The organism is Paenibacillus sp. FSL F4-0100 (genome assembly GCF_037993005.1).
GTDB lineage: Bacteria > Bacillota > Bacilli > Paenibacillales > Paenibacillaceae > Paenibacillus_AQ.
The window spans coordinates 7,673,396-7,699,912 of sequence record NZ_CP150303.1 but is presented as its reverse complement, the minus strand read 5'-3'; the positions used below and the strand labels follow the sequence as shown (position 1 = coordinate 7,699,912).

General features: G+C 45.8%; 26 protein-coding genes and 1 tRNA gene. 21 read left to right on the top strand and 6 right to left on the bottom strand.

Features of this window, described 5'->3' with window-relative positions; translation table 11 throughout:
• The first annotated feature begins 729 nt into the window (after positions 1 to 729).
• Complete coding sequence (locus tag MHH48_RS34895; protein WP_256720856.1) at positions 730 to 1,443, top strand: hypothetical protein; 714 nt, start codon at positions 730 to 732, stop codon at positions 1,441 to 1,443.
• A gap of 174 nt (positions 1,444 to 1,617) precedes the next feature.
• On the opposite strand, the gene gntK is transcribed toward MHH48_RS34895, so the two are convergent.
• From gntK to gnd, 4 genes are all read right to left on the bottom strand, one after another.
• Entirely contained in the window at positions 1,618 to 3,165 is a 1,548-nt protein-coding gene (gene gntK / locus MHH48_RS34890) for a gluconokinase (protein ID WP_179090742.1), read from the bottom strand.
• A gap of 87 nt (positions 3,166 to 3,252) precedes the next feature.
• A complete protein-coding gene (locus MHH48_RS34885) occupies positions 3,253 to 4,614 on the bottom strand; it encodes a GntP family permease (RefSeq protein WP_076326301.1) in 1,362 nt (453 codons plus the stop codon).
• A gap of 162 nt (positions 4,615 to 4,776) precedes the next feature.
• The gene (locus tag MHH48_RS34880; RefSeq protein ID WP_076326300.1) at positions 4,777 to 5,454 is read right to left on the bottom strand and encodes a GntR family transcriptional regulator; all 678 of its coding nucleotides are present in this window, start codon (positions 5,452 to 5,454) and stop codon (positions 4,777 to 4,779) included.
• A gap of 135 nt (positions 5,455 to 5,589) precedes the next feature.
• Positions 5,590 to 6,489, bottom strand: a complete 900-nt coding sequence (gnd, locus tag MHH48_RS34875; protein WP_076326299.1) for a phosphogluconate dehydrogenase (NAD(+)-dependent, decarboxylating) — start codon at positions 6,487 to 6,489, stop codon at positions 5,590 to 5,592.
• 454 nt (positions 6,490 to 6,943) lie between these two features.
• Here gnd and rpmH point away from each other — a divergent pair, with 454 nt between their 5' ends.
• The 12 genes from rpmH to MHH48_RS34815 all read left to right on the top strand — a co-directional run bounded on the left by rpmH (position 6,944) and on the right by MHH48_RS34815 (position 19,775).
• Positions 6,944 to 7,078 carry a 50S ribosomal protein L34 gene (rpmH, locus tag MHH48_RS34870; RefSeq protein ID WP_006207379.1) on the top strand — a complete coding sequence of 45 codons (135 nt, stop codon included), beginning with the start codon at positions 6,944 to 6,946 and terminating at the stop codon, positions 7,076 to 7,078.
• Positions 7,079 to 7,301: 223 nt separating this feature from the next.
• Positions 7,302 to 7,652: a ribonuclease P protein component gene (gene rnpA, locus MHH48_RS34865; RefSeq protein ID WP_009591465.1), complete on the top strand. Its 351-nt coding sequence runs from the start codon at positions 7,302 to 7,304 to the stop codon at positions 7,650 to 7,652.
• Between the two features lie 75 nt (positions 7,653 to 7,727).
• Positions 7,728 to 8,621, top strand: coding sequence for a YidC/Oxa1 family membrane protein insertase (locus MHH48_RS34860; RefSeq protein ID WP_076326298.1), 894 nt, complete (start codon positions 7,728 to 7,730; stop codon positions 8,619 to 8,621).
• Positions 8,618 to 9,403: an RNA-binding cell elongation regulator Jag/EloR gene (gene jag / locus MHH48_RS34855; protein ID WP_076326297.1), complete on the top strand. Its 786-nt coding sequence runs from the start codon at positions 8,618 to 8,620 to the stop codon at positions 9,401 to 9,403. Before MHH48_RS34860 ends, jag begins: the two co-directional genes overlap by 4 nt.
• A gap of 190 nt (positions 9,404 to 9,593) precedes the next feature.
• Positions 9,594 to 10,970 (top strand): tRNA uridine-5-carboxymethylaminomethyl(34) synthesis GTPase MnmE, encoded by a 1,377-nt coding sequence (gene mnmE, locus MHH48_RS34850; protein WP_076326296.1) that lies wholly within the window; start codon positions 9,594 to 9,596, stop codon positions 10,968 to 10,970.
• 109 nt (positions 10,971 to 11,079) lie between these two features.
• Complete coding sequence (mnmG, locus tag MHH48_RS34845; protein ID WP_076326295.1) at positions 11,080 to 12,966, top strand: tRNA uridine-5-carboxymethylaminomethyl(34) synthesis enzyme MnmG; 1,887 nt, start codon at positions 11,080 to 11,082, stop codon at positions 12,964 to 12,966.
• Positions 12,967 to 12,969: 3 nt separating this feature from the next.
• Positions 12,970 to 13,692 (top strand): 16S rRNA (guanine(527)-N(7))-methyltransferase RsmG, encoded by a 723-nt coding sequence (rsmG, locus tag MHH48_RS34840; protein WP_076326294.1) that lies wholly within the window; start codon positions 12,970 to 12,972, stop codon positions 13,690 to 13,692.
• Positions 13,693 to 15,172: 1,480 nt separating this feature from the next.
• Complete coding sequence (gene noc / locus MHH48_RS34835) at positions 15,173 to 15,991, top strand: nucleoid occlusion protein (protein WP_076326293.1); 819 nt, start codon at positions 15,173 to 15,175, stop codon at positions 15,989 to 15,991.
• A gap of 267 nt (positions 15,992 to 16,258) precedes the next feature.
• Positions 16,259 to 17,020 (top strand): AAA family ATPase, encoded by a 762-nt coding sequence (locus MHH48_RS34830; RefSeq protein ID WP_076326292.1) that lies wholly within the window; start codon positions 16,259 to 16,261, stop codon positions 17,018 to 17,020.
• Positions 17,013 to 17,852, top strand: coding sequence for a ParB/RepB/Spo0J family partition protein (locus MHH48_RS34825; protein WP_076326291.1), 840 nt, complete (start codon positions 17,013 to 17,015; stop codon positions 17,850 to 17,852). Before MHH48_RS34830 ends, MHH48_RS34825 begins: the two co-directional genes overlap by 8 nt.
• Before the next feature lie 235 nt (positions 17,853 to 18,087).
• A complete protein-coding gene (locus MHH48_RS34820) occupies positions 18,088 to 19,236 on the top strand; it encodes an aminotransferase class V-fold PLP-dependent enzyme (protein WP_076326290.1) in 1,149 nt (382 codons plus the stop codon).
• A gap of 38 nt (positions 19,237 to 19,274) precedes the next feature.
• Positions 19,275 to 19,775 carry a DUF4446 family protein gene (locus MHH48_RS34815; protein WP_076326289.1) on the top strand — a complete coding sequence of 167 codons (501 nt, stop codon included), beginning with the start codon at positions 19,275 to 19,277 and terminating at the stop codon, positions 19,773 to 19,775.
• On the opposite strand, the gene yyaC is transcribed toward MHH48_RS34815, so the two are convergent.
• Positions 19,750 to 20,355 (bottom strand): spore protease YyaC, encoded by a 606-nt coding sequence (yyaC, locus tag MHH48_RS34810; RefSeq protein ID WP_076326288.1) that lies wholly within the window; start codon positions 20,353 to 20,355, stop codon positions 19,750 to 19,752. The genes MHH48_RS34815 and yyaC overlap by 26 nt on opposite strands.
• Before the next feature lie 260 nt (positions 20,356 to 20,615).
• On the opposite strand from yyaC, the gene MHH48_RS34805 reads away from it, so the two are divergent.
• From MHH48_RS34805 to MHH48_RS34790, 4 genes are all read left to right on the top strand, one after another.
• Positions 20,616 to 20,870 (top strand): DUF3343 domain-containing protein, encoded by a 255-nt coding sequence (locus MHH48_RS34805; protein WP_083659846.1) that lies wholly within the window; start codon positions 20,616 to 20,618, stop codon positions 20,868 to 20,870.
• 15 nt (positions 20,871 to 20,885) lie between these two features.
• Entirely contained in the window at positions 20,886 to 21,782 is an 897-nt protein-coding gene (locus MHH48_RS34800; RefSeq protein ID WP_076326287.1) for a mechanosensitive ion channel family protein, read from the top strand.
• A gap of 67 nt (positions 21,783 to 21,849) precedes the next feature.
• Positions 21,850 to 22,071 carry a DUF951 domain-containing protein gene (locus MHH48_RS34795; RefSeq protein ID WP_076326286.1) on the top strand — a complete coding sequence of 74 codons (222 nt, stop codon included), beginning with the start codon at positions 21,850 to 21,852 and terminating at the stop codon, positions 22,069 to 22,071.
• Between the two features lie 72 nt (positions 22,072 to 22,143).
• Positions 22,144 to 22,234, top strand: a tRNA-Ser gene (locus tag MHH48_RS34790).
• A gap of 574 nt (positions 22,235 to 22,808) precedes the next feature.
• Here MHH48_RS34790 and MHH48_RS34785 read toward each other — a convergent pair.
• A complete protein-coding gene (locus tag MHH48_RS34785; RefSeq protein ID WP_053490757.1) occupies positions 22,809 to 23,003 on the bottom strand; it encodes a YjzC family protein in 195 nt (64 codons plus the stop codon).
• 238 nt (positions 23,004 to 23,241) lie between these two features.
• Between MHH48_RS34785 and rpsF the strand changes: the two genes are divergently transcribed.
• The 4 genes from rpsF (at position 23,242) to MHH48_RS34765 (ending at position 25,853) form a co-directional block, all read left to right on the top strand.
• Complete coding sequence (rpsF, locus tag MHH48_RS34780) at positions 23,242 to 23,526, top strand: 30S ribosomal protein S6 (RefSeq protein WP_036640509.1); 285 nt, start codon at positions 23,242 to 23,244, stop codon at positions 23,524 to 23,526.
• A gap of 48 nt (positions 23,527 to 23,574) precedes the next feature.
• A complete protein-coding gene (ssb, locus tag MHH48_RS34775; RefSeq protein WP_076326285.1) occupies positions 23,575 to 24,069 on the top strand; it encodes a single-stranded DNA-binding protein in 495 nt (164 codons plus the stop codon).
• A 21-nt stretch (positions 24,070 to 24,090) separates the two neighbouring features.
• Positions 24,091 to 24,363, top strand: coding sequence for a 30S ribosomal protein S18 (rpsR, locus tag MHH48_RS34770; protein WP_006207333.1), 273 nt, complete (start codon positions 24,091 to 24,093; stop codon positions 24,361 to 24,363).
• Between the two features lie 815 nt (positions 24,364 to 25,178).
• Positions 25,179 to 25,853: an SOS response-associated peptidase gene (locus MHH48_RS34765; protein WP_076326282.1), complete on the top strand. Its 675-nt coding sequence runs from the start codon at positions 25,179 to 25,181 to the stop codon at positions 25,851 to 25,853.
• Positions 25,854 to 26,517 lie beyond the last annotated feature (664 nt).

Here is a 26,517-nt window from a genome sequence, read left to right as displayed (position 1 = left end):
AACTGTCACTCCTTTAAATCTTCCAAATGTGGCTAGAGCCATGTGTGGAATTGTCGAAAGAAAATGAATGATGTCTAATTATCCCCAGAACTAACTCCTGTGGAAACAAAAAAATATGGATAAATTGAAATTGTTCACAACTTTATCCACAGCCTGTTGATAATATTATAGCTTCATTCACATATTCACAACCAAAAGTAATATCATCATAGCAAAAGAAGGCCTTATTTTCAATGTATGTCGCTAATTTATCCACAAATTCAATACGTTGTGCATAATTTTTATTCACACCACTATATATTGTTTATAATTTGTTTAGCCTTCGACATCATTGGCCTCAAAACGCAAAAAATTATTCACAGGTTGTCCGATTCGCAAGCAGAATTTTCTTCTCTCACCATCTGTTCATAACTTATGGTTGAATGTTCTAGCAGCCAATCAATCGACCAAAGGTGAAAAATGACTGTGGATAGTCTTCAAATGGAATCGCTAGATTTCCATTTAGGGCTTTTTTTATAGAAAAATCTTGCTTAATCTGTACCCGTGAGCCTTTGAAAGGCCCCTTATTTAAGGTTTAACTCGCGATGGGTGTCGTATAACAGGAGTTTATTAGGGACTTAAGTTGGCAATAGGCAATCCTTTGGCTTTTGAAACCTTTTTTGTGAAGGGACCGTATGATTTAGAAAAAATTGGAACGGGGAGTCAAGGATGCGGACGGAAGGGAAGGCCTTGAATTGGAGAAGAATAGGGTTATTACTCGCTCTGGCGGCCGCATTGGTTCTAATTACCGTGTGGGCCCAGGGCTATTATTCGAAGAAAGTGTTTCATATGGAAGGACTAAAGTATGCCAAATATACCGATTTGGGAAGCGGGAGCATCGAATATAGGGCTTCATTTGGCCGCGGTGAGCCAATTTATGTTCATACTTATGAAGAAGAGAAACGAGTTGAGATTGCGGGCGAGATATATGAAATCCGTGCATATGGCAAGGAATCGGACGATTCTGCGTCATATGAAGTGCTTTATCCCGGCGAAAAGGCCTACCGTGCGAAGCCGTTTGGAGATCGGAGTTTTCTTTCATACGACGAGAAGGGAGAAATGATGGTTCCAGGCATCAGGTTCAGCGATGGAACGGGGCAAGTCCACCGATCCGATCCGGAAGAGCCACGCTACTTCCCCTCAGAGCTTGTGAAGGCTTCCAACGAGCGATATCATGACCCTAACGGCAGCGTAGGATTCTTCATATTGGCGCTCGTGATGCTGATCTATGCCTGGTGCGGATTTCGTTATGAAGCCTTTCAACGCTTTTTGTTTCATATATCGCCCTCGAATTGGATGGTTGAAAGTCCGGAGCCCAGCGATTTCTACTTCTTTATGTGTAAGGCAGGGGGAATTTTCGGTATGGGATTCTCATTGTGGATATTTTTCACACAGGCATTATGACAAAAAAAGCCCGTTTTCGCCATGGATCGGATCCATCGAAAACGGGCTTTTACTTCAGATAAAGTATAAACTTCGAAACATGGCCTACCTGATATTGCAAGAAAAACAACATCTAATCGCGGTCTGTTTTCTCTAGAATGTACGTAGATAGACGTTTTCCTTACTATAGTAAGCTTACAATTGCTCGAATCGGCGCTGAAATTGGCTGATGGCTTCATAATCTTCTTCCAACTTCCGCGAAATGCGGATAAAGATTGGCAGCAGAGCCTTATAAACATCAGAACTTTCCTTCACAGGCTGGTGTTCATGGGTGCCGCCAACCATCGTCTCTACAATGTCGAGTGAATCCGCTCTTCCTGTAGCGTACAGACCAAGGACTACGGCGCCAAGGCAAGAGCTCTCGTAGCTCTCCGGTACGATCACCTGCTGATCAAAAATATCCGCCATCATCTGCCGCCAGATCGGTGAACGGGCGAAACCGCCGGTGGCATGGATTTTGGCCGGCCGGCCGATTTGTTCCTCCATCGCCAGCAGAACGGTATACATATTAAAGATCACGCCCTCCAGCACGGAGCGGATCATATGCTCTTTTTTATGATTCAGGGTTAAACCAAAGAACGATCCACGGGCATTGGGATCCCATAACGGCGCACGTTCTCCGGTCAGGTACGGGTGGAATAGCAGTCCGTTCGAGCCTGGCGGAATACGGTCCGCGATTTTGGTTAGAACATCATACGAATTGATGCCGAGCCGCTTGGCTGTTTCGACCTCGGAGGCGGCAAATTCATCGCGAACCCAGCGGAAAATCATGCCGCCGTTGTTAACCGCGCCGCCGATGACCCAGTGTTTCTCCGTTAATGCGTAGCAGAAAATACGACCCTTCGGATCAGTCATCGGTTTGTCGACAACCGTACGGATTGCACCGCTCGTACCGATGGTAGCGGCAACGACTCCCGGTTTGATGGCATTCACGCCGAGGTTCGACAGCACGCCGTCGGCAGCTCCAAGCACGAAGGGTGTGGAAGTGGAGAGCCCCATGGCTGCGGCATACTCTATTTTCAGGCCTTCTATGATATGTGTCGTCGGTACTATCGTAGATAAATGGTCCTCCGTGATGCCAGCGAGCTCGAGCGCCTGCTGGTCCCATGCCAGTGCCTCGAGGTTCATCATTCCGGTACTGGAGGCTATGGAGTGGTCTACAATATATTGGCCGAATAGTTTGAAATAAACATATTCTTTAATCGAAATGAATTTGGCTGTTTGATGAAAGATGGAGGGCAGCTCATGGCGCATCCACATCAGCTTGGTCACAGGCGACATCGGATGAATCGGAGTTCCGGTTCTAAGATACAGCTCCATCCCGCCGAGTTCTTTTTTGAGCTTTGCAGACCAGGCAGCACTGCGGTTGTCGGCCCAGGTAATGCAGCGAGTCAACGGGGTGCCTTGGCTATCTACGGCAATGACGCTGTGCATAGCCGCGCTGAAAGATACGAACAGAACTTGAGCCGGATCAATCCCGCTCTGCGACATGACCCCTTGGACAGAGGAAATGACGGTCTGAAAGATTTGCTCCGGATCTTGTTCCGCCGTAGAGGGAGTAGGGGTGAGCAGCGGATATTCGCCGCCGGCTTTGGCTACAACCTCACCATTCTCCTTGAAAAGCACGGCTTTGGTGCTGGTTGTTCCGATATCGACACCGATCATATAGTTCTGAGTACTCAAGAGACATACCTTCTTTCTACGTAAGGGCACCCGGTTCGCTGTCAAAATATCAGCATTCCGAGAGCCCCCATGTGTCTTATTGCTTCATTATACAATTACATTGAGAACCAGAGCCAACACCAGTCCGGTCAGGGACAGAATTGTCTCCATCACGGTCCAGGATTTCAGCGTCTGGGCTACCGTCATGTTAAAGAATTCTTTTACCATCCAGAAGCCGGCATCGTTCACGTGAGACAGTACGATGGAGCCTGCCCCGGTAGCGAGCACCACAAGCTCTACGTTAGCCCCAGGCGTCATGGCAAGCACAGGAGCGACAATCCCTGCGGCAGTCGTCATGGCTACAGTGGCGGAACCGGTTGCAACTCGAATGAGTGCGGCTACAAGCCACGCGAACAGGATGATATTGATATTTGCACCGGTTGCAATTTCGGCAATGGCATTGCCGACGCCGCTGTTGATCAGAACCTGCTTGAATGCACCGCCCGCACCGATGATCAGAATGATCGTAGCGATCGGAGCGAGACATTCGCTAGTGAAGCGGGACAGATCATGTTTATTAAAGCCGCGTGCGAATCCCAGCGAGAAGAAGGAGAAGACTGCAGCTATGAGCAGTGCAATGACTTCATGACCGATAAATTTGCAGAACACGGCTATAAAGCTGGTGGACTCCGGATCGATAATATCGGCTGCGGAACCGATAAGCATCAGAATGACCGGCAGCAAGATTGTAAACAAAGTGATGCCGAAGCCGGGTAATCCGCGTTCAGCTTTGCTTGAGAACTGCTCGGCAAGTTCCTCGGGTGGTTCGGTTCGGATCCGTTTGCCGATAAATTTGCCGAACACCGGACCGGCCAGTATTGCTGCAGGGATCCCGACCAGGAGCGAGTAGAGGATCGTCATGCCAAGGTTCGCATCATAAGCTTCAATAGCAATCATTGGAGCGGGATGCGGAGGTACCAAACCGTGAACGGTGGACAATCCGGCGAGAATCGGAATGCCGATGTGCAGCAGAGACATTTTCGTTTTGCGTGCAACCGTGAAGACAATAGGAATCAACAGGATAACGCCCACCTCGAAAAATACGGGAATACCGACGATAAAGCCGACAATCATCATGGACCAATGGACCCGCTTTTCGCCGAAGCGATCAACGAGGGTGGTCGCGATTTGCTCGGCGCCTCCGGATTCAGCCATCATTTTTCCGAGCATGGTACCAAGGGCGATAACGATGGCAATCGTTCCAAGCGTTCCCCCCAGGCCGCCTGTGATCGAGGTAATAACATCCGCAGGCTGCATGCCCGTCAATAGACCAAGGATCAGAGCGGAGATCAGTAGGGTCACGAATGGGTTCCATTTATATTTGGAAATCAGCACGATCAGGAAGACGATCGTCAGCAGCGTCCAGATCATTAATGTAGCATTATGACTGAGACCGAATAGTGAGTTCATATCTTGCTTCCTCCTATAGATTACCCATTTTGAATTGGGAAATGGTTCATATCGAGCTGTTCTGCGGTAGTATACCCAAAACAAAGCTGAATTCTATTGTATACTTGTCGACAACTTAGAGCGCATGCAGTGTTTCGTAAGACGGAGGAAGGGAGGATTAAGCTAACCCTCCGGAAAACTAAGATGAAGCGTTTGACGGGAATCATCGAAATAATGTTGAACCGCCGTTTGGATCCGTGCCGGATCCAGGGATTCCATCTCTGCAATAAGCTGAAGATGCTTGTCCATGACATACCGAATCTTGGCGCCTCCGCCACCGAACACCTGACGGGTCGTAATTAACATGACCGTGATCACGATAGGGCGAATGCTCTTCCACAGATGAAGAATCCGTTTATGGTTCGCTTCCGTAATGATCCGTTCATGAAAAGCCAAATCCTGATAGGAGAATTCAACCGGGTCCTGATGTTTCGCGGCAAGCTCCATCCGATCAACGATTTGTTTTAAATGTTGGATTAATTTCGGCTGGGGATTCGCAAACACTTGGCCTTGAACAAAGCTCTCAATAAGAAAACGGACATCGTATAATTCTTCTACTTCCTTAAGCGATAAGCCCATGACAACGGCGCCCATGCGCTCCAATTGTATCAGTCCTTCGCTGGACAGCGTTTTCATTGCTTCCCGCACAGGAGATCGGCTGGTGCCGAATTCACCTGCAATCCGGTTCTCGGACAGGATTTCTCCGCGCTTGATGGTACCACTAATAATCTGTAATCTCAGTTCACTGGCGATGGCCTCTCCGAGAGAGGCTCCTTGAAGCCACGTTGAGGGAAATTTCATAGCATAATTCTCCAATCCGGTACTGATTCTAATTTTCTCTAGTGGTAATGATACCACATCGAAAGGAAAAGGGACCATAATGAGACTATGACATGATGCCCTTAAGAAACAGCAGATTATAGAAGAGAATTAATGCTATTCCGATTTTTCAACCGCATGGCCACCGAATTCATTACGCAGTGCTGCAACGACTTTGCCGTGGAACGTATCTTGGTCAAGGGAGCGATATCGCATGAACAGCGACATGGCAATGACTGGAGCGCTGGCTTGAACCTCAAGTGCCGTTTCAACGGTCCATCTTCCTTCACCGGATGATTTCATCACCCCTTTGATGCCATCCAGCTTCGGATCCTTGGAAAATGCGTTTTGCGTCAGCTCCATGAGCCAGCTCCGAATGACGGAACCATTGGACCATACCCGCGCTACATCCTCATAGTTGAAGTCGAACGCGCTTTTTTCCAACACTTCAAAGCCTTCCGCAATGGATTGCATCATGCCGTATTCGATTCCGTTATGGACCATTTTCAGAAAATGACCGCTGCCGCTTTCCCCGGCATACAAGTAACCGTTCTCAACAGCCATATCCTTAAATAGGGGTTCAATGCTGTTGAATACGTCGCGGTTGCCCCCAATCATAAAGCAGCCACCGTTATGAGCGCCTTCCATACCGCCGGAAGTGCCGGCATCAAAATAATGAATGCCTTGATCCTCCAGCCGCGCTGCACGGGCTTTGGAATCTTTATAATGTGAATTGCCACCGTCAATCAGAATATCACCGGACTCGAGGAGTGGGGTGAGGGAATCAATGACGGAATCCACGATATCTCCAGCTGGTACCATCATCCAAACGATGCGGGGTTTATCCAGTTTGGCAACAAGCAATTCAGTTGATGCTGCGGCCTCGGCACCACACTGGGCAGCTTGATCGACCAATTCCTTATTTAAGTCGTAAGCTACGACCTGATGCTGATGATGAATTAGATTCTGAACCAGATTGAGGCCCATTTTCCCCAGACCGATCATGCCTATTTTCATAAAACAAAGCAGCTCCTTCTTCGGTGTATACTTGTATACAACTTAAATTCAATTATTTATACTACTCTTTTATAGCGCCTGTGTAAATAAGGGACATTTTAGGGATGAAAGGCGTTATATGGATCGAAAAATGACATCCACAACCTATTTAAATAGGTTATCCCCATGTGGATAATTCAAAACTAGCAATAATGACTACTTGTGGAAAACTTAAGTGCTTGCTGAAGTTAACTAAGGTTTGACTTTTGGGCCTGAACGTGATTAAATGTATAAAGGCATTTTCTGTGAAGATGAGAACATTATCCGCTGCCATTTAGCGGTCTGTTTACAAGAGATACGTCCATAGACGTCGGTTCAACAAATCGCGGTCTATTCTTCCGTGAAAGTGCGTCGATTGACGTTATGATCTTAAAATATGGGTACGACATATTCCTGTAAGGGGGTGCATTAATTCATGAGACCGACTTTCAAACCGAATGTAAGCAAACGTAAAAAGGTACACGGCTTCCGTAAAAGAATGAGCACGAAGAACGGACGCAAAGTATTGGCTAACCGCCGTCAAAAAGGCAGAAAAGTACTGAGCGCTTAATATTGTGCCACGAAGACCACCGAGGTGGTCTTTTTTTCGTAATATCTCCTGCAGTGTGAGGAGTTTCCTTTTGAAATCGGCAGGATATAGGCTATAGTGTGTCTTAAAGTATTCCAAGTGAGTGTTTATAGCGGTTTTGGCATGACTATACTATTATAATAGAAGAGATGCCAAAGAAACGTTTAATTCTTGAACTTGATTAACGGCAGGGCGGGAGAAACTTGTGCATAGAAAACTTCGTTTACGGAACCGCGCTGATTTCAGCCGGGTATATCGACACGGAAAGTCCTTCGCCAATCATCAATTTGTTGTATATTGGTCACGCAAAAAAGAGGTAGAGCAGTTTCGCGTTGGCGTTTCATGCAGCAAAAAGATCGGCAATGCGGTTGTCCGCAACCGGATGAGACGGCTGGTTAAAGAGATTGTCAGGCACCATCAGCATCAGATTATCGAGCATATTGACCTGATCTTTATCGTTCGAAAGGGAGCACTCGATAAGTCATATCAGGAGCTGGAAAAAAGCGTGCTTCATGTATTGAGGAAATCGTCCCTTCTGAAAGCGAAGAGGGGCTGAACCATGTGTTTATTTGTCCATATAAATATGTTATGATTTACCGTGGAATGGAATGGCGAAGAGAGGGGTTTTGAAGTGTCGTTCATGAAGACAAGACGAGGGAAATGGTTCCTCCTCACCGCTGTAATACTTGCAGTGGCCGTTATATCAGGTTGTGCGCCTGGTGGAGCTGACCAAACGCGTACCATTGAAGATTTGAAAAATGGAGGCTTTTGGCAGAGCAACGTTGTTTATTACTTTACATGGGCACTTGATACGTTTGCTACATGGTTTAACGGTGAATACGGATTGTCCGTACTCGTGATGGTGCTTATCGTCCGTACTTTGATTTTACCGCTGACTCTGAAACAGGTCAGAAGCTCGAAGGCAATGCAGGCCATTCAGCCTGAAATTCAGAAAATTCGCGAGAAATATAAAGATCAACCTGAAAAAGTTCAAATGGAAACGATGAAGCTCTTCCAGGAGAATAAGGTTAATCCGATGGCGGGATGTTTGCCGCTGATCGTACAAATGCCGATATTTATCGCACTCTATCATTCGATTTACTATAACAATCTCCTTCGTGATCACGAATTCCTGTGGCTGCAATTAGGTCAACCGGACAAGCTGTTTATTTTGCCGGTGCTTGCCGCTGTAACTACGTTTTTCCAAACGAAAATGATGATGAAGATGAACCCGTCTCAGCAAATGGGAATGATGCAGTTCATGCTGTTTGTTTATCCGATTCTGATCTTTGTAATGTCCTTCCAGTTCCCTTCGGCACTTCCGTTGTACTGGTTCTACAGTAACCTCTACACGATCGTGCAGAACTACTTCTTGTACCGCAACAATGACAAGGCTGCTATCGTGGCAAGCGTTGCCAGCGCAACCGACGGTCAGAAGAGCAATAAGAGCGGTAACAAGGGCGGGAAAAAGAGTGGCAGCAAAGGCGGGAAAAAAGGTTCGAAGGGAGCCAAGAAGTCGAGATGAGTAAAATCGTCGCAACAGGAAAAACCATTGAAGATGCTGTCGCACAAGGGCTGGCCCGATGGGGTGTAAGTCAAGACCGTGTATCGGTTCAAGTATTGAGTCAGCCATCAAGAGGATTCCTGGGCCTGTTCGGGGTCAAGGAAGCGAAAGTCGAACTAACGCTCCTGCCTGACGGTGCTGGCGGCGATTCATCTGTGAAGGAAGTACCACCTACGAACGCGCAAGCTGCTCCAGCCAAAGTGGTTCAGGTCTCTAATACCTCTGTAATGACGCAGGAACCTGCTGTCAGCATGGATACAGAGAGCCCTGACACAGCTTCGCTTGCAGGCAAGGATCCTTACCAGGAAGCCATCACCTTTCTGATTGAAACCGGACAAGCCATGGGGCTTGATATTTCGGTTGACGTCGAGAAGGGGAAAGACTTTACCACGCTTCAAATTTCCGGTGCCGGACTTGGACTGATGATCGGGCGCAGAGGTCAGACTCTGGATGCCCTTCAGTATCTGGCGAATATCGTAGCTAATCGTTACTCCGACAGTTATCTTCGCATCGTACTGGATGCTGAGAACTTCCGTGACCGTCGCAAGAAGACGCTGGAGGATCTGGCGGATCGGTTAGCGGGACGGGTTCTGAAGACCCGTAAAGAGATTGTGCTTGAGCCTATGCCTGCTGCTGAGCGGAAGGTGATTCACGCCAAACTCCAGTCGCATGGAGCCGTGAAGACGTACAGCAAGGGCGAAGAGCCGAACCGGCGGGTTGTCATTACACCCAAGTCGTCCTAAATGAGTTGAAGAGTATATATAAACAATGACTCCTTAAGCTTCAAGAGGGAGTCATTGTTTTTTAAAAAGACATATACAGGAAGACTCCATCAGGAGGTTTTCTTTAACGTTGATAGATGTAGCAGCCGGATTATATATGATATGGCTGTAATTCTGATGTTTTTTACGAAAGAAAGAGGTGAAGGAAACGATGTTTAGTGATACGATTGCAGCTATTTCAACAGCTGTCGGTGAAGGCGGCATTGCGATTATTCGCGTTAGCGGGCCGGATTCCGTTCAGGAAGTGGAGCGTATATTCAAAAGTAAAAACAAGTTAACGGAAGTGGACTCCCATACCGTTCATTACGGTCATATTGTAGATCCGAAAACGGGAGAGAACCTCGAAGAGGTGCTCGTGACGGTGATGCGTGCTCCTCGATCGTTCACGACCGAGGATGTCGTCGAGATCAGTGCCCATGGTGGGGTCATCTCCGTCAAGCGGGTGATGGATTTGTTGCTTCAATTAAACATCCGTTTGGCGGAACCCGGTGAATTTACGAAGCGGGCTTTCTTAAACGGGCGAATCGATCTATCCCAGGCGGAAGCCGTTATCGACCTGATTCGTTCGAAATCCGATCGCGCCTTTTCCGTTGCCCTCAAGCAGGTTGAAGGAACGTTATCCCGTAAGATTAACGAGCTTCGTCATACCTTGGTCGAAACGCTGGCCCATATTGAAGTGAATATCGATTATCCTGAGCATGACGTGGAGTCGCTTACTTCAGAATTCATTAAAGAGAAAAGCCAGCTTGTCATGGGTGAAATTGATAAGCTGCTGAAGACTGCGCAAGAAGGGAAAATCCTACGTGAAGGGATTACGACAGCCATTATCGGTCGCCCTAATGTGGGCAAATCTTCGCTTCTAAACACGCTGGCCCAGGATAATCGGGCGATTGTCACGGATATACCGGGGACGACTCGCGATGTGATTGAGGAATTTGTGACTATTAACAATATTCCGTTGAAGCTGCTCGATACGGCGGGTATCCGGGAAACGATGGATGTGGTCGAGCAGATCGGCGTTGAACGATCCAAGCATGCGGTAAACGAAGCGGATCTCATTTTGCTCGTGCTGAATGCCAGTGAATCGCTGCATCAGGACGAATTGGAATTGATGGAACAAATACGCGGTAGACAATGTATTGTCATTATGAATAAAATGGACTTACCGTCTAATCTCGATCTGGACATTCTGCATCGGTACTACCCCGATGAATTGATTGTTCCGATGTCGATGAAGGCACAAGAGGGAATTGACCGGTTGGAAGAGGCTATATCCAACTTGTTCTTCAGCGGCCAGATTGAAGGCGGAGATCTGACGTATGTAAGCAATGTGCGACATATCGCTTTGCTGAAGAAATCCAAGCAGTCGCTGCAGGATGCTTACGATGCGGCTGAACAGCTCATCCCGATTGATATGATCCAAATCGATGTGAGAATGGCTTGGGAGCAGTTAAGTGAGATATTGGGCGAAGCGGTTGGCGATTCGCTCATTGATCAGATTTTTTCACAGTTTTGCTTGGGTAAATAAGCTCCAAGGATTACTATATATAGTAGGAACAGCTGAGCAATTTCAGGGATATCCGAGGTAGATGCCCTTTGATTACGTATATAACACAATTAGAACAGGATGGTGAGCTATGAGCTATATGGGTGGCACTTATGACGTGATTGTAGTCGGTGCAGGACATGCCGGCTGCGAGGCTGCACTTGCATCTGCACGAATGGGTGCTGAAACGTTGATGGTTACCATCAACTTGGATATGGTTGCTTTTATGCCGTGTAACCCGTCCATTGGAGGGCCTGCCAAAGGCCATGTCGTGCGCGAAATCGACGCACTGGGCGGAGAAATGGGACGCAATATTGATAAAACTTTCATTCAAATGCGAATGTTGAATACAGGTAAAGGTCCGGCTGTCCATGCGCTGCGTGCTCAAGCCGATAAGTTTTCTTATCAGCATACCATGAAAGAGACGATGGAGAAGGAAGAGAAGCTTACCCTTCGTCAGGGTATGGTGGATCAGCTGATCGTAGAAGATGGTGTGTGCGTGGGGATCATAACGCAGACGGGTACGGAATATCGTGCGAAAGCCGTTGTGCTGACAACCGGTACGTATTTGCGCGGTAAAGTTATTATGGGGGAATTGATGTATGAGAGCGGTCCGAACAATCAACAGCCGTCGGTAAAACTTGCGCATAACCTGCGCGAGCTTGGATTTGACCTTGTTCGCTTCAAGACAGGTACACCCCCGCGGGTGCATAAGGATACGATTGATTTCTCCAAGACCGAAATTCAGCCTGGGGATGAGAAGCCTAAGTTCTTCTCTTATGAAACAAAGTCCTCCGACAATGAGCAGCTTCCTTGCTGGTTGACGTATACGTCGGTGGATACGCATCAGATCATCAATGACAACCTTCACCGCGCACCGATGTTCTCCGGCGTTATTGAAGGTACTGGGCCACGTTATTGTCCATCCATCGAGGACAAGATCGTTCGTTTTGCCGACAAACCGAAACATCAAATTTTCCTTGAGCCTGAAGGTAAAAATACGAAAGAATACTACGTGCAAGGGCTATCCACCAGCATGCCTGAGGATGTTCAGCTTGCGGTTCTTCGTTCCATCCCCGGAATGGAGAAGGTAGAAATGATGCGTAACGGATATGCTATCGAGTATGATGCAATGGTGCCAACACAGCTGTGGCCGTCTTTGGAAACGAAAAAACTGCCGGGTCTGTTCACAGCCGGACAGATCAATGGAACCTCGGGCTATGAAGAGGCAGCAGGACAAGGCATTATGGCGGGAATCAATGCAGCACGTAAAGTGCAGGGCAAAGAGCCAGTGATATTGGATCGTTCCCAGGGTTATATTGGAGTGCTGATCGATGATCTGGTGACTAAAGGGACAAATGAGCCTTATCGTTTGCTCACCTCCCGTGCAGAATATCGTCTGCTGCTTCGTCATGATAATGCCGATTTGCGTCTTACTGAAATCGGTCACGACATCGGCCTCATTTCGGAAGAGCGTTATGCTAAATTCATTCAGAAGAAGCAGCTGGTTGAGCAAGAGATCGAACGTCTTCGTCAAACGAAGGTGAAGCCGGTTGAAGTGAATGCGATGCTGGAAGCGGCCGGTTCTGCACCGATTGTGGATGGAAGCAATATGCTGACGATCCTGCGTCGTCCGGAAATCACGTTTGCGATGATTGAGTCGCTCTCGCCGTCTCCTTACGAACTGGATGAGGAAATGAAGGAGCAAGTCGAAATTCAAATCAAATATGCGGGTTATATTGAGAAACAGCTGGGTCATGTGGAAAAGCTGCAGAAGATGGAGAAAAAACGCATTCCCGAAGATATCGTTTATGACGAAATCAACGGACTGGCCATGGAAGCTCGGCAGAAGCTGAACAAGATCCGTCCGATCTCCATCGGTCAGGCATCACGCATTGCAGGTGTAACGCCAGCGGATATTTCGATACTTCTCGTTTACCTGGAGCATTATAACCGGGTAACCGCAGCGAAAGGATAAGGAATGGACGACATTCAGAAGGCTTTTGTTGACCGGCTCGGTGAGCACGGGATTACGATCGATGAGATACAGCTTCACCAGTTCGAGATGTATTACGAAATACTGGTAGAGTGGAACGAGAAAATGAATTTAACCGGAATTACCGAACGGGAGCAAGTTTATACGAAGCATTTTTACGACTCGATTACACTCGCCTTTTACGTGGATATGACTCAAATCGGCAATCTGGCGGATATCGGATCAGGCGCTGGCTTCCCGGGTATTCCTCTGAAAATATGTTTCCCGCATGTGAAACTGACGATTGTGGATTCGCTTAACAAACGAATTAACTTTCTGAAGCATGTTGTGGATACGATTGGCCTGAATGGGGTTGAACTGATTCACGGACGTGCGGAAGAGGTTGCTCGTAAGCAGGGGTACCGTGACGGGTTCGACCTGGTCACCGCAAGAGCGGTTGCTCGCATGGCTGTGTTGAACGAGTTCTGTCTACCTTTCACCAAGGTAGGGGGGCGATTCGCCGCTATGAAGGGCAGTGACCCTACGGAAGAGGTGAAGGAGGCGGCTCGCAGCTTGAAGGAACTGAGAGGGGCTTTGAACAAGGTTCATTCGTTCTCCTTACCCGTAGAGGAATCTGGCCGGCATATCGTGGTGATCGATAAAAAGGGAGCCACGCCTTCTAAGTACCCCCGCAAGGCGGGTACGGCCAGCAAGACGCCGATTGTGTAAGTATCTTGCAACTCCGATCTAAGGCACTATCAATGACTCCCTTGCAGAAGCAAGTTTGGCAAGGAGACAAGTAAACTAATCAAAGAGAAGGACTCTATGGAGTTCTTCTCTTTTTTAATTGGCTGTGTAAGATTTGTTGAGCGGGCAGATCGGTCGTTAATATCTTTTTCTATTCACATATGCAATACACATAGAGACCGTTGTTTATTTTGATTTCGTTGGTTAAGTCCATCAGTACGTTTATCTATTCTATAGATCGGGGCGTGGGTGAAATCACATAAAGAATTCGACTCGGATCACCGAGTGGGAGGAAGTCTATACGGAAGCATCTTTAGGTTTTGGTCACGCGTTCACCCTTTGCGTGGATTTTATTAAACATAACCAAGGCTGGCTTCTAAAGGGAGATTTTTAAGTTCAAGCTGAGCTTATAAATAAGAATGAAATCAACGCTGTGGATGCACCTGATAAATTTGCAATGTTTCACGTGAAACATTAGAAGTAAGTTGTCGGGTATAAATAGACATCCCTTTGGAAGTGTTATTTCTTGTCAGATTATTATGATATCAACTATATTATCTAACTTGAATATTGAAGGATAGACCCCCTAAGGAAAGGAAGTTTGAAGGTATCATAATCATGCGCCGGAGAACGCTAAGTGCGCAAAGGGAGCAGTGACGCACGATGTTACATAATTCGTATTCATTCATCTACTAGCTTTTGAGATTCAGCTCGTCTTTGACTTGGATGATATTGGTCGTTGGAGAGATCTAATCTATTGGCAAATCCCACAATTATTCTGAATGCTAGGATCGTTAGAAAGGCTGCAGGATAGATAAAGGTGGCCTATTAACATGATATCGACGCAAAAACTTTGGAACTGTGCACAAATCATGTATAAAGCAAGCGAGAAATGAAGGAAAAAAGGTGATATTGGAGAATAGAGTTATAGGACAAAAAGTGGTAGAATAGAATCGTAGTATCCATTTGGACAGAAGGGCCGGTTTGCCCGTTCTTTAATAGGATGAAAGAGTATAAATCCTGGTTTGGTCACTTTTCCATCCTTGCTTCGTGCAGTCAACAACCTTGATCGTTGTGGCTGCTGTTTTTTGGAAAGTGCCGTGCGATCCCAAGGGGATCATGGCCTTATGCGAAGTAGAAAACATATATACCACTTGTGAGATATCGATTGATAGTAAGCATCATGATAAAACCTCCTGTTATATCTCTCAAGAAGAAACCGCTTCATGCAGCGGTTTGGATCAGAGTAATACGTCTATGATCACCACAGGCGTCTTTTCTCTGATCAGCATGAAATCTGTTTTTGCAGGGAAATGCCTGGCACCACAGTGGATTCTAGCGCCAATGGATGGTGGAATCATCTGTGTATGGCTCCATATTGTGGTTGTCCAATCGTTTAACCGATTCCGGGATATTCGGAGGCTTATCCGTGCTATCATGAAATTAGGTGGTAATATACGGAATGAAAGAACAATTTTCGAGATTGTTTGGCTTAGCGGCAGAGCGGAACCAAGGGGATGAAGTGAAACAAATCCCGGTAAACGAGATTGTCAGCAGCCCATACCAGCCACGGACGATTTTTGATGATGAGAAGATTGATGAACTGCTCCAGACGATTAAAACTCATGGAGTCATTCAACCTATCGTTGTTCGTGTCCGTAATGGCATGTATGAGATCATTGCAGGGGAACGCCGCTGGCGTGCGGTTAAGAAGCTGGGTCTGGACACGATTCCGGCCATTGTTCGGGAGTTCAACGATTCACAGGCGGCATCGATTGCGTTAATCGAAAATTTGCAGCGTGAAGGACTGACGTCCATTGAAGAGGCTGTTGCTTATCAGAAGCTGATTGATCTTCATCAACTGACACAAGAGAGCTTGGCACAGCGTTTAGGAAAAAGCCAGTCTACGATTGCAAACAAGATTCGCTTGCTGCAGCTGCCGGAAGCAGTCAAAGTGGCCTTGATGGAACGTAAAGTGACGGAACGCCATGCTCGTGCGCTGCTTTCTTTGGATAATGAAGAAACCCAGCTCAAGGTGCTGGATGAGATCATTACCAAGGAACTGAATGTGAAGCAGACGGAGGCACGAATCGCCTTTTATAAAGAAGTAACAACGATGAAGAAGTCTAAGCGTATATCTTATAGTAAGGATGTTCGCCTGGCTTTGAACACGATTCGTCAATCGATTGATATGGTATCCGGTTCCGGGATGGCAATTAAAACAACAGAGAATGATCATGAAGATCACTATGAGATCGTTATAAAAATACCTAAACGTTAAGATATGGTGTGAAGCGGTATGCATCGTACCGCTTTTTCTGTTGATCAAGAGATAGTGCCCTGCACCAGGCTGTATCGATTAACGAAGGGGTAAGGTTTGTTGTTACAGATGAGAACCATGTAATTTATTATTACTCATTTTCATCACCGCTATATCCTGGGCATCCCGGAGTTACCGGGATCGTTCGCTTAATACATATACAGCCTATCGCTGTATATCATCTATTGCGACTACTTAGAAGAGTCTTCCTACATTGAGGTGAAATGAGTGTCAAAGATAATTGCCATAGCAAATCAAAAGGGCGGTGTCGGCAAAACGACGACTTCCGTCAATCTGGGAGCTGGATTGGCTTCGCTAGGCAAACGGGTGCTTTTGGTGGATATAGACCCCCAAGGGAATACAACGAGTGGGGTTGGCATTAATAAAGCCGATGTTGCAAATTGCATATATGATATTATCATCAATGAAGTACACCCGAAGGACGCCATCTGTGGGACTAACATAGAAGGATTGGACATCATTCCGGCAACCATTCAATTGGCTGGTGCTGAGATTGAGCTTGTCCCTACGATTTCTCGTGAGGTACGATTGAAGAAATCACTACAATTAATCAAGCCTCAGTACGATTATATTTTGATTGATTGTCCTCCATCGCTTGGCATTTTAACGATCAATTCATTGACCGCGGCCGATTCAGTAATTATCCCGATTCAATGTGAGTATTACGCACTGGAGGGTCTGAGTCAGCTGCTGAATACGGTTCGCCTTGTTCAGAAACATCTGAATACCTCTCTCAAGATTGAAGGCGTATTGCTGACGATGCTGGATGCGCGCACGAACCTGGGCATTCAAGTGATTGAAGAAGTGAAAAAGTATTTTCAGGAAAAAGTGTACAGAACGATTATTCCTAGAAACATTCGTTTGAGTGAGGCACCTTCTCATGGACAGTCGATCATTACATATGATCCTCGTTCTAAGGGAGCGGAAGTATACTTGGAGCTGGCAAAGGAAGTGATCTCGTATGAGTAAACGATTGGGAAAAGGGCTGGATGCGCTTATTCCATCTTTGTCTATTCATGATGATGACAAGGTAGTGGAAATTCCGCTCAGTCAATTGCGAGCGAATCCGTATCAGCCGCGCAAGACATTTAACGATGAGGCAATCCAGGAATTGGCGGAATCGATCCGTCAGCATGGAGTTATACAACCGATTATCGTCCGCAGTGTGCTGAAAGGGTATGAGATTATTGCCGGGGAGCGCAGATTCCGGGCATCTCAATATTGCGGAAAAGCTACGATTCCGGCGGTGGTTCGATCTTTTAGCGATCAACAAGTTATGGAAATTGCCCTGATTGAGAACCTGCAGCGCGAGAACCTGAACGCCATGGAGATTGCTGTAGCTTATCAAGGTTTGATGGAACAATTTTCCTTAACCCAAGAAGAGCTTTCATTGAAGGTAGGTAAGTCTCGTTCTCACATCGCTAACTTTTTGCGGTTGCTTTCTCTACCAGAAGAAGTGAAGGATAATGTTTCACGTGGAACATTATCCATGGGACATGCCCGAGCGATCGTTGGAATTAAGGATCCAATTCTTGTTAAGCAGTTGGCAAAACAGTGTGTTGAGCAAGAGTGGAGTGTTCGTGAACTAGAGGAAGCTGTTAAGAATCTGGATCGTAAACCAACGGATAAAGCGAAGCCTAAGGTTAAGAATAGGGATCCTTATATCGATCATCTGGAAGAGGATCTGAGAGAACGGTTTAAAACAACTGTCAAAATTAAGCACAATAAGGATAAAGGGAAGATTGAGCTTAATTACTATAGCAGACAGGACCTGGAGCGGTTGTTGGAACTTCTTCAATAAAGAGTCGTAGTTTTGTTGAAGAAGATACTATTGTGAGTGACGGGTTGAACAACAAATGGTCGAACAGCAAATGAGTGCGATTAAAAACCAAAGACATGTCGACGTTCCTGTAAGGGAATGAGATATGTCTTTATTTAACTAAACGTGAAGCCATAGCCTTGATGCTGGATTAAAGAGGTTTTTGGACATATCCTGTTAAGAGACACCAATACGGTAAAGATGAAGGGGAAACATCATGGACCCGATCGTTTATCTGGATCATGCAGCCACTTCGTGGCCAAAGCCTCCTGAAGTATTTGAGGCGATGAGAAAGGCAATGGAGGAGGAGGCTGCAAACCCGGGACGTGGGAGTCACCGGATGGCGGTGAAAGCTTCTCGTGTACTCTACGGAACGCGAAAGACGCTCGCCGATTTGTTTGGGGTGAAAAATCCTAATGATATTGCGCTGACATCGAATACAACAGAAGCGTTGAATTTAGCAATCAAAGGCTATTTGCGTGAAGGCGACCATGTGATTGCCACTATGATTGAACATAACTCAGTGCGAAGACCGTTAGAGTTTTTGAAACGCACCCGAGGGATACAAGTGGACTATGTTCCTGTCGATGAGGAAGGTCAGCTTGATGTGCAACTAATGGAGGGAGCTTTTCGTTCTAATACTAGGCTTGTTGTATGTAGTCACAGTTCCAATCTTCTTGGTTCGATTATTCCTCTCGTTGAAATAGGAGAACTGGTGAAGAGGAAAGGGGCTGTACTGCTCGTAGATGCTGCCCAGAGTGCCGGTATGCTGGATGTTCACGTGGAGGAGATGCATGTAGGCATGTTGGCTTTTCCGGGGCATAAAGGGCTTCTGGGGCCGCAGGGGACAGGCGGGTTGTATATCTCGCCTGATATTGATCTGGAACCATTACTGCACGGAGGCACAGGGAGTCAATCGGAGGCTATTGAACAGCCAACGGTACGTCCGGATCGATATGAGGCAGGGACGCCTAACACGATTGGATATGCGGGATTGCAAGCGGGTGTGAAGAAGGTGCTTGAATGGACACCCCAGCATATTTACCGGCATGAATGGGAGTTAACGCAATGTATGATGGAGGGTCTACAAGAGGTAGGAGGCCTTCGAATACTAGGTCCTGCTCTTGGACAGGCGAGGACAGGTATTGTTGCATTTGTGTCGGAGCGATTCAGTGCGTCTGAATTGGCTTTCCGACTGGACCGGGAATATGGAATTGCTGTGCGTGCCGGTTATCATTGTACACCGCTTGCCCATATGGTATCAGGCACGGAACAGACGGGTGCAATCAGAGCGAGCGTGGGGATATCTACTAGCCGTGACGAGGTAGAGTTCATGCGAAAAGCGATTGCAGAGATTCATAGTTAATTGAATAGATCAAGATGGAGAAGAGGAAGGAAGAAAGCATGTCTGAATTAAATGAATTGATCATGGAGCAGCTTCATTGGTTTGTCGTCGGAATGGTCATGATCATCTTGATCTTATGGGTAACTTTAATTGTACAAGGGACAAAACTACGTAAAATGAGGCGTCGTTATGATGCGATGATGGCAGGTAGTGGGGTAGAAGACATCGAATCACTGTTGGTCCAATTGAAAATCCAAATGGATGAGATTGAAGAGGGGCATGCCAATCATCAAAAAATGCTGGATACGATCAGCGGCAGTTTGAAAGGGATGAAGTCCAAGGTTGGTATCGTACGATACAATGCGTTTGGCGAGCGGGGAAACGAAATGAGCTTCTCCCTGGCTATTCTCAGCGAACAAGAGGAAGGAATCGTGCTGACCGGTCTGCATAACCGGGAGAGCTCTTTTGTGTACGCTAAACCACTGAAGGATGGGCAGTCCAAATATCCATTGTCTCCAGAAGAAAAAGAGGCCGTCACTCTTGCGCTGCAAGAAGGGTAGAACGGTTCCACTCTTTGATGCCTGCAAATAGGCAGGTTGCAATAATATCAGACAACCGCATGACCAAGCTTAAGCGAGTGTTCTGCAATACGAAGTATTCCATAAAGCCGCCGACATTGACGATACCCGTTACATGGATATCGCCGACCGGCGGTAATTCTTTATGTACGCCGGCTCCAGGCTTTAGAGGACCATCGGATATCTGAATAGAGCCTACACTTGATGATTGCCCTAAACAAGCATCAATTCCGATTACAAAAGGGTTGTCGAATTTTTCGTATATGGCCGTTAGCGTATCCTTCAGATTCATGGCGTGGACAGGCTCGTCCAGCGTACCGTAGAGATGAAACATGGAACTGTTGTAGCGTGCAAGTGAGGTGCCGACAAGCGGCCCCAGGCAGTCGCCGGTAGACCGGTCGGTACCGATGCAGACAATGACAAGCGGACGATGCTGAATACGGGCGTCAGAGAGATGGAAGAGCAAGCGATGTATAATAGCAGAATGGATATTAGGGTCTGTGTGTGGTATTTTTAAGCTGGAAGCCTCCGGGCGAGACGTGATTTTAGATAGACGGTTCATAGAATCTTCCTTTCGTCTGCATTTGGTAGTATCAGTATATGGATGAAAGACTGTTTTTATACTTTGGGATTCGCTTAAAATGTGATTTATATTCATGTCAGACAGAAGGATGTTCTTAGAAAGAGGATATGACCTGGACTGCATGAGGTATATGAATATGTTGATCTATGAAAAGGTTTATATAAAACTCTTAATCATTGGAAATGATGATGAGAAGATCATACATAGAAATGATAGGTATGATGGAGGGGGACGGGGCAGTGGAAGGCGCGATGTTGATCGCATTCGATTCCACCCAGCAGGCACTGCGTGCGGAAATGCTGTTGGAGTACGCGGATATCGAAATTGATCTTTTTCCTACACCAAAAGAGATTACAGCAGGCTGTGCATTATCGATTCAATTCCCATATGATGCGTTAAAAGATGTTCAAGAGATCATTCAGCAGGAGCATGTGGAGATCCGGGGAATCTTTGCGCTGCATAACAACGAGAGGTATATCAACATCGAAGAGTAAGAGGAGGACATCAGGATGAGGGGCTTTGGTTACTTATCAGGGGATGCAGATGATGTGGATTTAGAGGGATTGGCTAAGGAGGCTGAAGGCTTGAAAGATAAAGTCTGGGGATGGTTAACGAATGAAGAGATGTGGATGCATATCCTGTCATCCGGCATTCGGGTTATCATCATTTTTATTCTGACGCGTCTTGTGATACGGGTTGTGTATAAAATGATTGATCAGTTTCTCCTTAGGCAGGAGAAGAGTCGAATACAAGTGAACTCAAGACGTTTTGTCACGGTAGGGGAGTTGTTAAAAAATGTAACCTCCGTTGTATGCAACTTTGTCATGATTTTGATCATTCTCTCGGAGTTCCACTTCGAGTTAGGACCGCTGTTAGCCGGTGCCGGAGTCCTTGGTCTTGCTATAGGTTTTGGTGCACAGAGTTTAGTGAAGGACGTTATTACCGGATTCTTCATTATATTCGAGGATCAGTTTGCGGTAGGTGATGTAATCAAAAGTGGTGAGTACCGGGGAACTGTCGAAATGATCGGGCTTCGCACCTCGCGTGTAAAGGGATTGAATGGGGAGACCTATATTATTCCGAACGGGATGATTACCAGCGTCACGAACTACTCCCTTTCCAACTCATTAGCCATTGTAGATCTACCGGTAAAGAACGACCAGCAGGTGAAGGACACGATTACACTGATTCAAGCGGCCCTAACGGGAATCATGGATCGCAGTCCCGAGGTACAGCGAACACCGGATGTATTAGGAATCCAGTCATTGAATACTTCCGAGTATGTTGTTCGTATTGTGGCGGAATGCAATCCGAATGCAAGGGAAGATGTGGAGCGTCAGATTTTTACGGATATCAAACAGGCGATTGAAGCACGGGATTTGGGACAAGAACGCGTGCAGGGTTGATCTAATCGGTTAACCAATGATATATAATAGATAGAAGAAGTGATAGAAGTAAAAGGGAGCGGTAGCCATGGAGCGCAAGGTATTTCAGTTAGGGGATATCGTTCAGATGAAGAAGCCGCATCCTTGTGGGAATAATGAGATGGAGATTATTCGCATGGGGATGGATATTCGGATCAAATGTACCAAATGTCAGCATAGTGTGTTAATCCCCCGTTTAAAGTTTGAGAAGAATATGAAGAAGGTTTTACGTTCGGCTCAGGAGACGGAAGGGGCAGGAGATACACCGTAATATCTCCTCCCCGAAGCGTTAAGACAAGCTATTGACCAGATAATGTTTCCATGATATAATCAACCTTGCTGTGGAAAGGTACCCAAGAGGCCCAAGGGGGCTGACTCGAAATCAGCTAGGCGTCGCAAGGCGTGCGTGGGTTCGAATCCCACCCTTTCCGCCACCAATCGTTTAAAGTTCCGCTGTTATGGTTATAAACGATGTTGATACATAATTTAGGCGTTAAGCTGTAAAGCGCCTTTGAATAAAACACCCTCATGCAGACGACCTGCAGAGGGTGTTTTTCGTTGGAACAAAATTGAGTTTTTGGTCCCGAGTATTTTGCACAAAAAAGAAGGGCCCGATTGGGCCCTTCCTTCTGGGTAGGCGGTGCTTGTGAATTGGAATCATTTTATCAGCACTTCTGCGAACCTTGTCAATAGCTTCACTTGTCCAAGAGGTCAAGCATTCGGCTCATTTCCTCAGCTTGCAATCCGTGTGACGATCAGAAACCTCATGCGTCGTTCTGCTGCAACGTTCAACGGAACCACACCTCTCTCATGCACCGCCTGATTATAATGTGCGCATAAAGGTGCCTTTGTATACACACAAAATTCACCGGATAAAAATTCCAATATCAAATGTTTAGAATGCATGGCTTGGTCAACAGTGATTCAAGCCATGCCCTGACTTCGTACCGTGCGCAAAGGATGAGGTAAGCATAATGTAAAAAACTCCAGGCTGATGACTTCAGGTGGTTACTTAGGCTGCACTCTGCGCTTGTTTAACCATACACGATCGTCGTTTTGGGTTTCAGGAAACGTATCACCTTTGTTCATTTGGATTTGACGAGGATTTTCGATCCCCATGATATGGTCTCTGACGCCCACTTCCATATAAATGCCGTTGTTTGGGGCTTTGTCACCTGCACGAAATTCGGACTGTTCTCCCATTGTGGAATTCCTCCTCATTATGATGGATGGACTGCATGTATTATCATGCGCCATTGGACTCTAAATCATCGCAGGGAAAGTGAGAAAAGCGCGGTAATAAAGGGAAGAGAGCATATTCAGCATTGAAAAGAAACTTGCATCCGATCACCCGTTCTGATATAGTATTATGGTGCGAGTTAGACTCGCTCCTTGCTCTCAACAGAGATTGAGGGCCGAAGTCCATAAGGAGGTGAAACATATGCGCAAATATGAAGTGATGTACATTATTCGTCCTGACATTGAACAAGAAGCTGTTCAAGCTGCAGTCGATAAATTCCAAGGCATCATCTCCAACGGCGGAGAAATTACAAAGCATGACGTAATGGGTAAACGCCGTCTTGCGTATGAGATCAAGAAATTCCGTGATGGCGTATTCGTTCTGGTAAACTTCAACGCAACACCTGAAGTTGTAGCTGAGCTTGAGCGTCTCATGAAGATTTCTGACGAAGTTATTCGTTATCTCATCACGAACGACGTTGCTTAATACGTAAAAAAACTTTGTAATTGATTTCGTTCTAAGGAGGGGATTGGATTGTTGAACCGTGTCATTTTGATTGGCCGACTGACTAAGGATCCCGAGCTGCGATATACTCCTTCAGGTGTTGCTGTAACGCAATTTACACTTGCTGTCGATCGTCCGTTTACTGGACAAGGCGGGGAGCGCGAAGCGGATTTCATTCCGGTCGTGACCTGGAGACAGCTTGCGGAGACTTGTGCAAACTATCTGCGTAAAGGCCGTCTGACGGCTGTAGAAGGGCGCATTCAAGTGCGGAATTACGAGAATAACGAAGGTAAGCGTGTATACGTCACCGAAGTCATTGCCGATAATGTTCGCTTCTTGGAGTCAAACCGTGAAACAAGCGGTGGCGGAGGAAATCGTGAGGAATCATCGTTTAGCGGAGGAAGCAACAGCAATAGCAGTGGCGGAAACCGTGGGAACAATAACAACTCGCGAAACAACAATCAGGATCCTTTTTCCGATGAAGGAAAACCGATCGATATTTCGGATGATGATTTGCCATTTTAATACGGAAAGGACTGACAACACATGGCTTTTAAACAAAGAGAAGGCGGAGACAACGACAAAAGACCAGCACGCCGTGGCGGCCGCAACAAGCGTCGTAAAGTATGTTTCTTCACTGTGAACAAAATTACTCACATTGACTATAAAGATACAGACCTGCTCAAGAAATTCATCAGCGAGCGCGGAAAAATCTTGCCTCGTCGTGTAACAGGTACTAGCGCTAAATATCAGCGTGCCCTGACGATTGCGATCAAACGCTCCCGTCAAATCGCATTGCTTCCATACACAACTGAGTAATCATTTGTGTCAGAGCGGTCCAGCCTAACTTATAGGCTGGACCGTTTTTTATTATGGAAGAGTACAGGCTGGTTTCGAGGAGGGATGTGATGAGAGTTGTTAAAGACGAGAGTCTTACAAGTTACAATCCAAGCTTACCTCACAGGTGTGAAAGCTCAGCACGTGATGCGGAAATAATTGATTTTGGGATGAATCAGGGTTATCCAAATGTTGGGATGTATAATGTCTCCGCAGAAGAACCGTGTCTCCCCAGAGTGTACACTAAGAAGGAAAAGCAGCTACCGAGAAACACAAGCCTAGTGTAAAGCTTTCCAGTTTTAAAGCCCTGAAACCATGTCTGCTTTAAATGGACAGTGTCTATTGTAAGCAATACATTTTATAAGATAACTGGAGTACCCTTGTAAGAATTAAAAATACGATTATGAAGGCGAAAAAAAGAAATCTGAAAAAATTCCTTCTATTATATATAGGTATGTATCGGCTCATCAAATGAGAGCTGGGAAGATCACCACTTTGAAAATAAAGTACAATCGAAATGTTGGCTCAATAGAAGAGAACGTTATGGGCAAATTTGATGCTTACTTGGTCGAAGATGATGTCTATCGTATACAAACATGATATCAGAACATTGGTACGACAGAGCGCTAAAGAAAATTTAATAATGTGATTACATATAACTTGCAGAAACCTTTCAATTATATAATGTCCACTCCAGGGATACAAGCGTACAAGTAGTGGAAGCTCCATGTTGTTAGTCTTATTATGCATATTCCGCCTCCATTATCCAAACGATAAAGGAAAAAGGAGGTAGTTGTATGTGCAGACGATTCTCGCTGTCCGCTGGGATCGATGAAGTGAATCAACGCTTTGGCATCAAACGGGTAATGTATTACTACAAAAGCCGATACAACATTAGCCCTACTCAAACCATGCCGGTCATTGTACAGGAACAGGGAGAGCGGGTGCTCGACGAGTATCGGTGGGGGCTAGTGCCCTATTGGGGTAAAGATGCGGTCAATGCGGATATTACAACGGTTGATCAAAATCCCACTTACCGTAGAGCGATTGATACAAGACGCTGTGTGATCCCTTGTAACGGTTTATATTACTGGAGAACGGTTGGCAAACGGAGTTATGCGGTACGGACCGTTATCGGAGATCATGAAATATTTGGTATGGCCGGTCTATACGAGACATGGCGAGATGCCAGGGGAAATGAAATGAGAACATGTACGGTTCTAATGACAGATGCCAATGAAGCGATTCGAGAGTTCGAAACCCGAATGCCGGCGATTTTGTCTGAGGAAAATATGGCAAAGTGGCTGGATCCGGAAATCCAAGGAAGACATGCGGTTCATCCGCTGCTTCATACGTACCGCGGACAGATGCGAATGTATCCGGTCACGCCGTTAGTGGCTGATGATACACATGATCACCAGCAGTGCATTGAAGAGATGGATTTAAAACTCGCTTGGGTAAAGAATCTGTAGTTCGCAAGTATGAAAGAGCAAGGTTGATTTATCTGACATGAAATTCAACGTGAAAGCAATCCGGATCACAGTCCCGGATTGCTTTTTTAAGCTTTAACGCAGTAGGAGCCTAAACTATGAAAAAGTAGAATCATAAATCTGCGTCATCTAATAACGAATTGAAGCATATCGTAAGGATAATATATTACATAAAAATGGTTCCTACTTGTATTCAGGGTAGACCAACTCAAGTTATGTTAAATTAAATAACATACACATTACCTAATAGACCGAAAAATTAATAAATAGAATTAAATTCCGAAATATATGTAATTTAATATTACATGAACGCTGCAAAACCATGAACGAATATAGTTATAAATTGTAAATAAATCTTGATATTACATACATTTTCAGTAAACTAAGGATATCCAACGGAGATAAACTTAATTATTAACCTCGAAAATGACGTTAAAAACATGATTTTTGAGAAAAATGAAAAAAAGTAATTGACGTTACCTAAATTTACACGTATCATAACATTAATTTTATAGGCAAGAAGATTTTGCTAGAGACTTTGGCACTAATTGACCAATGGTATATTTTCTGTAAAACTTTCAATTTATTTCACATCATGCAATGACATCCTAGAGAACTTCAATACCGAAATTATTTAAGGATGATT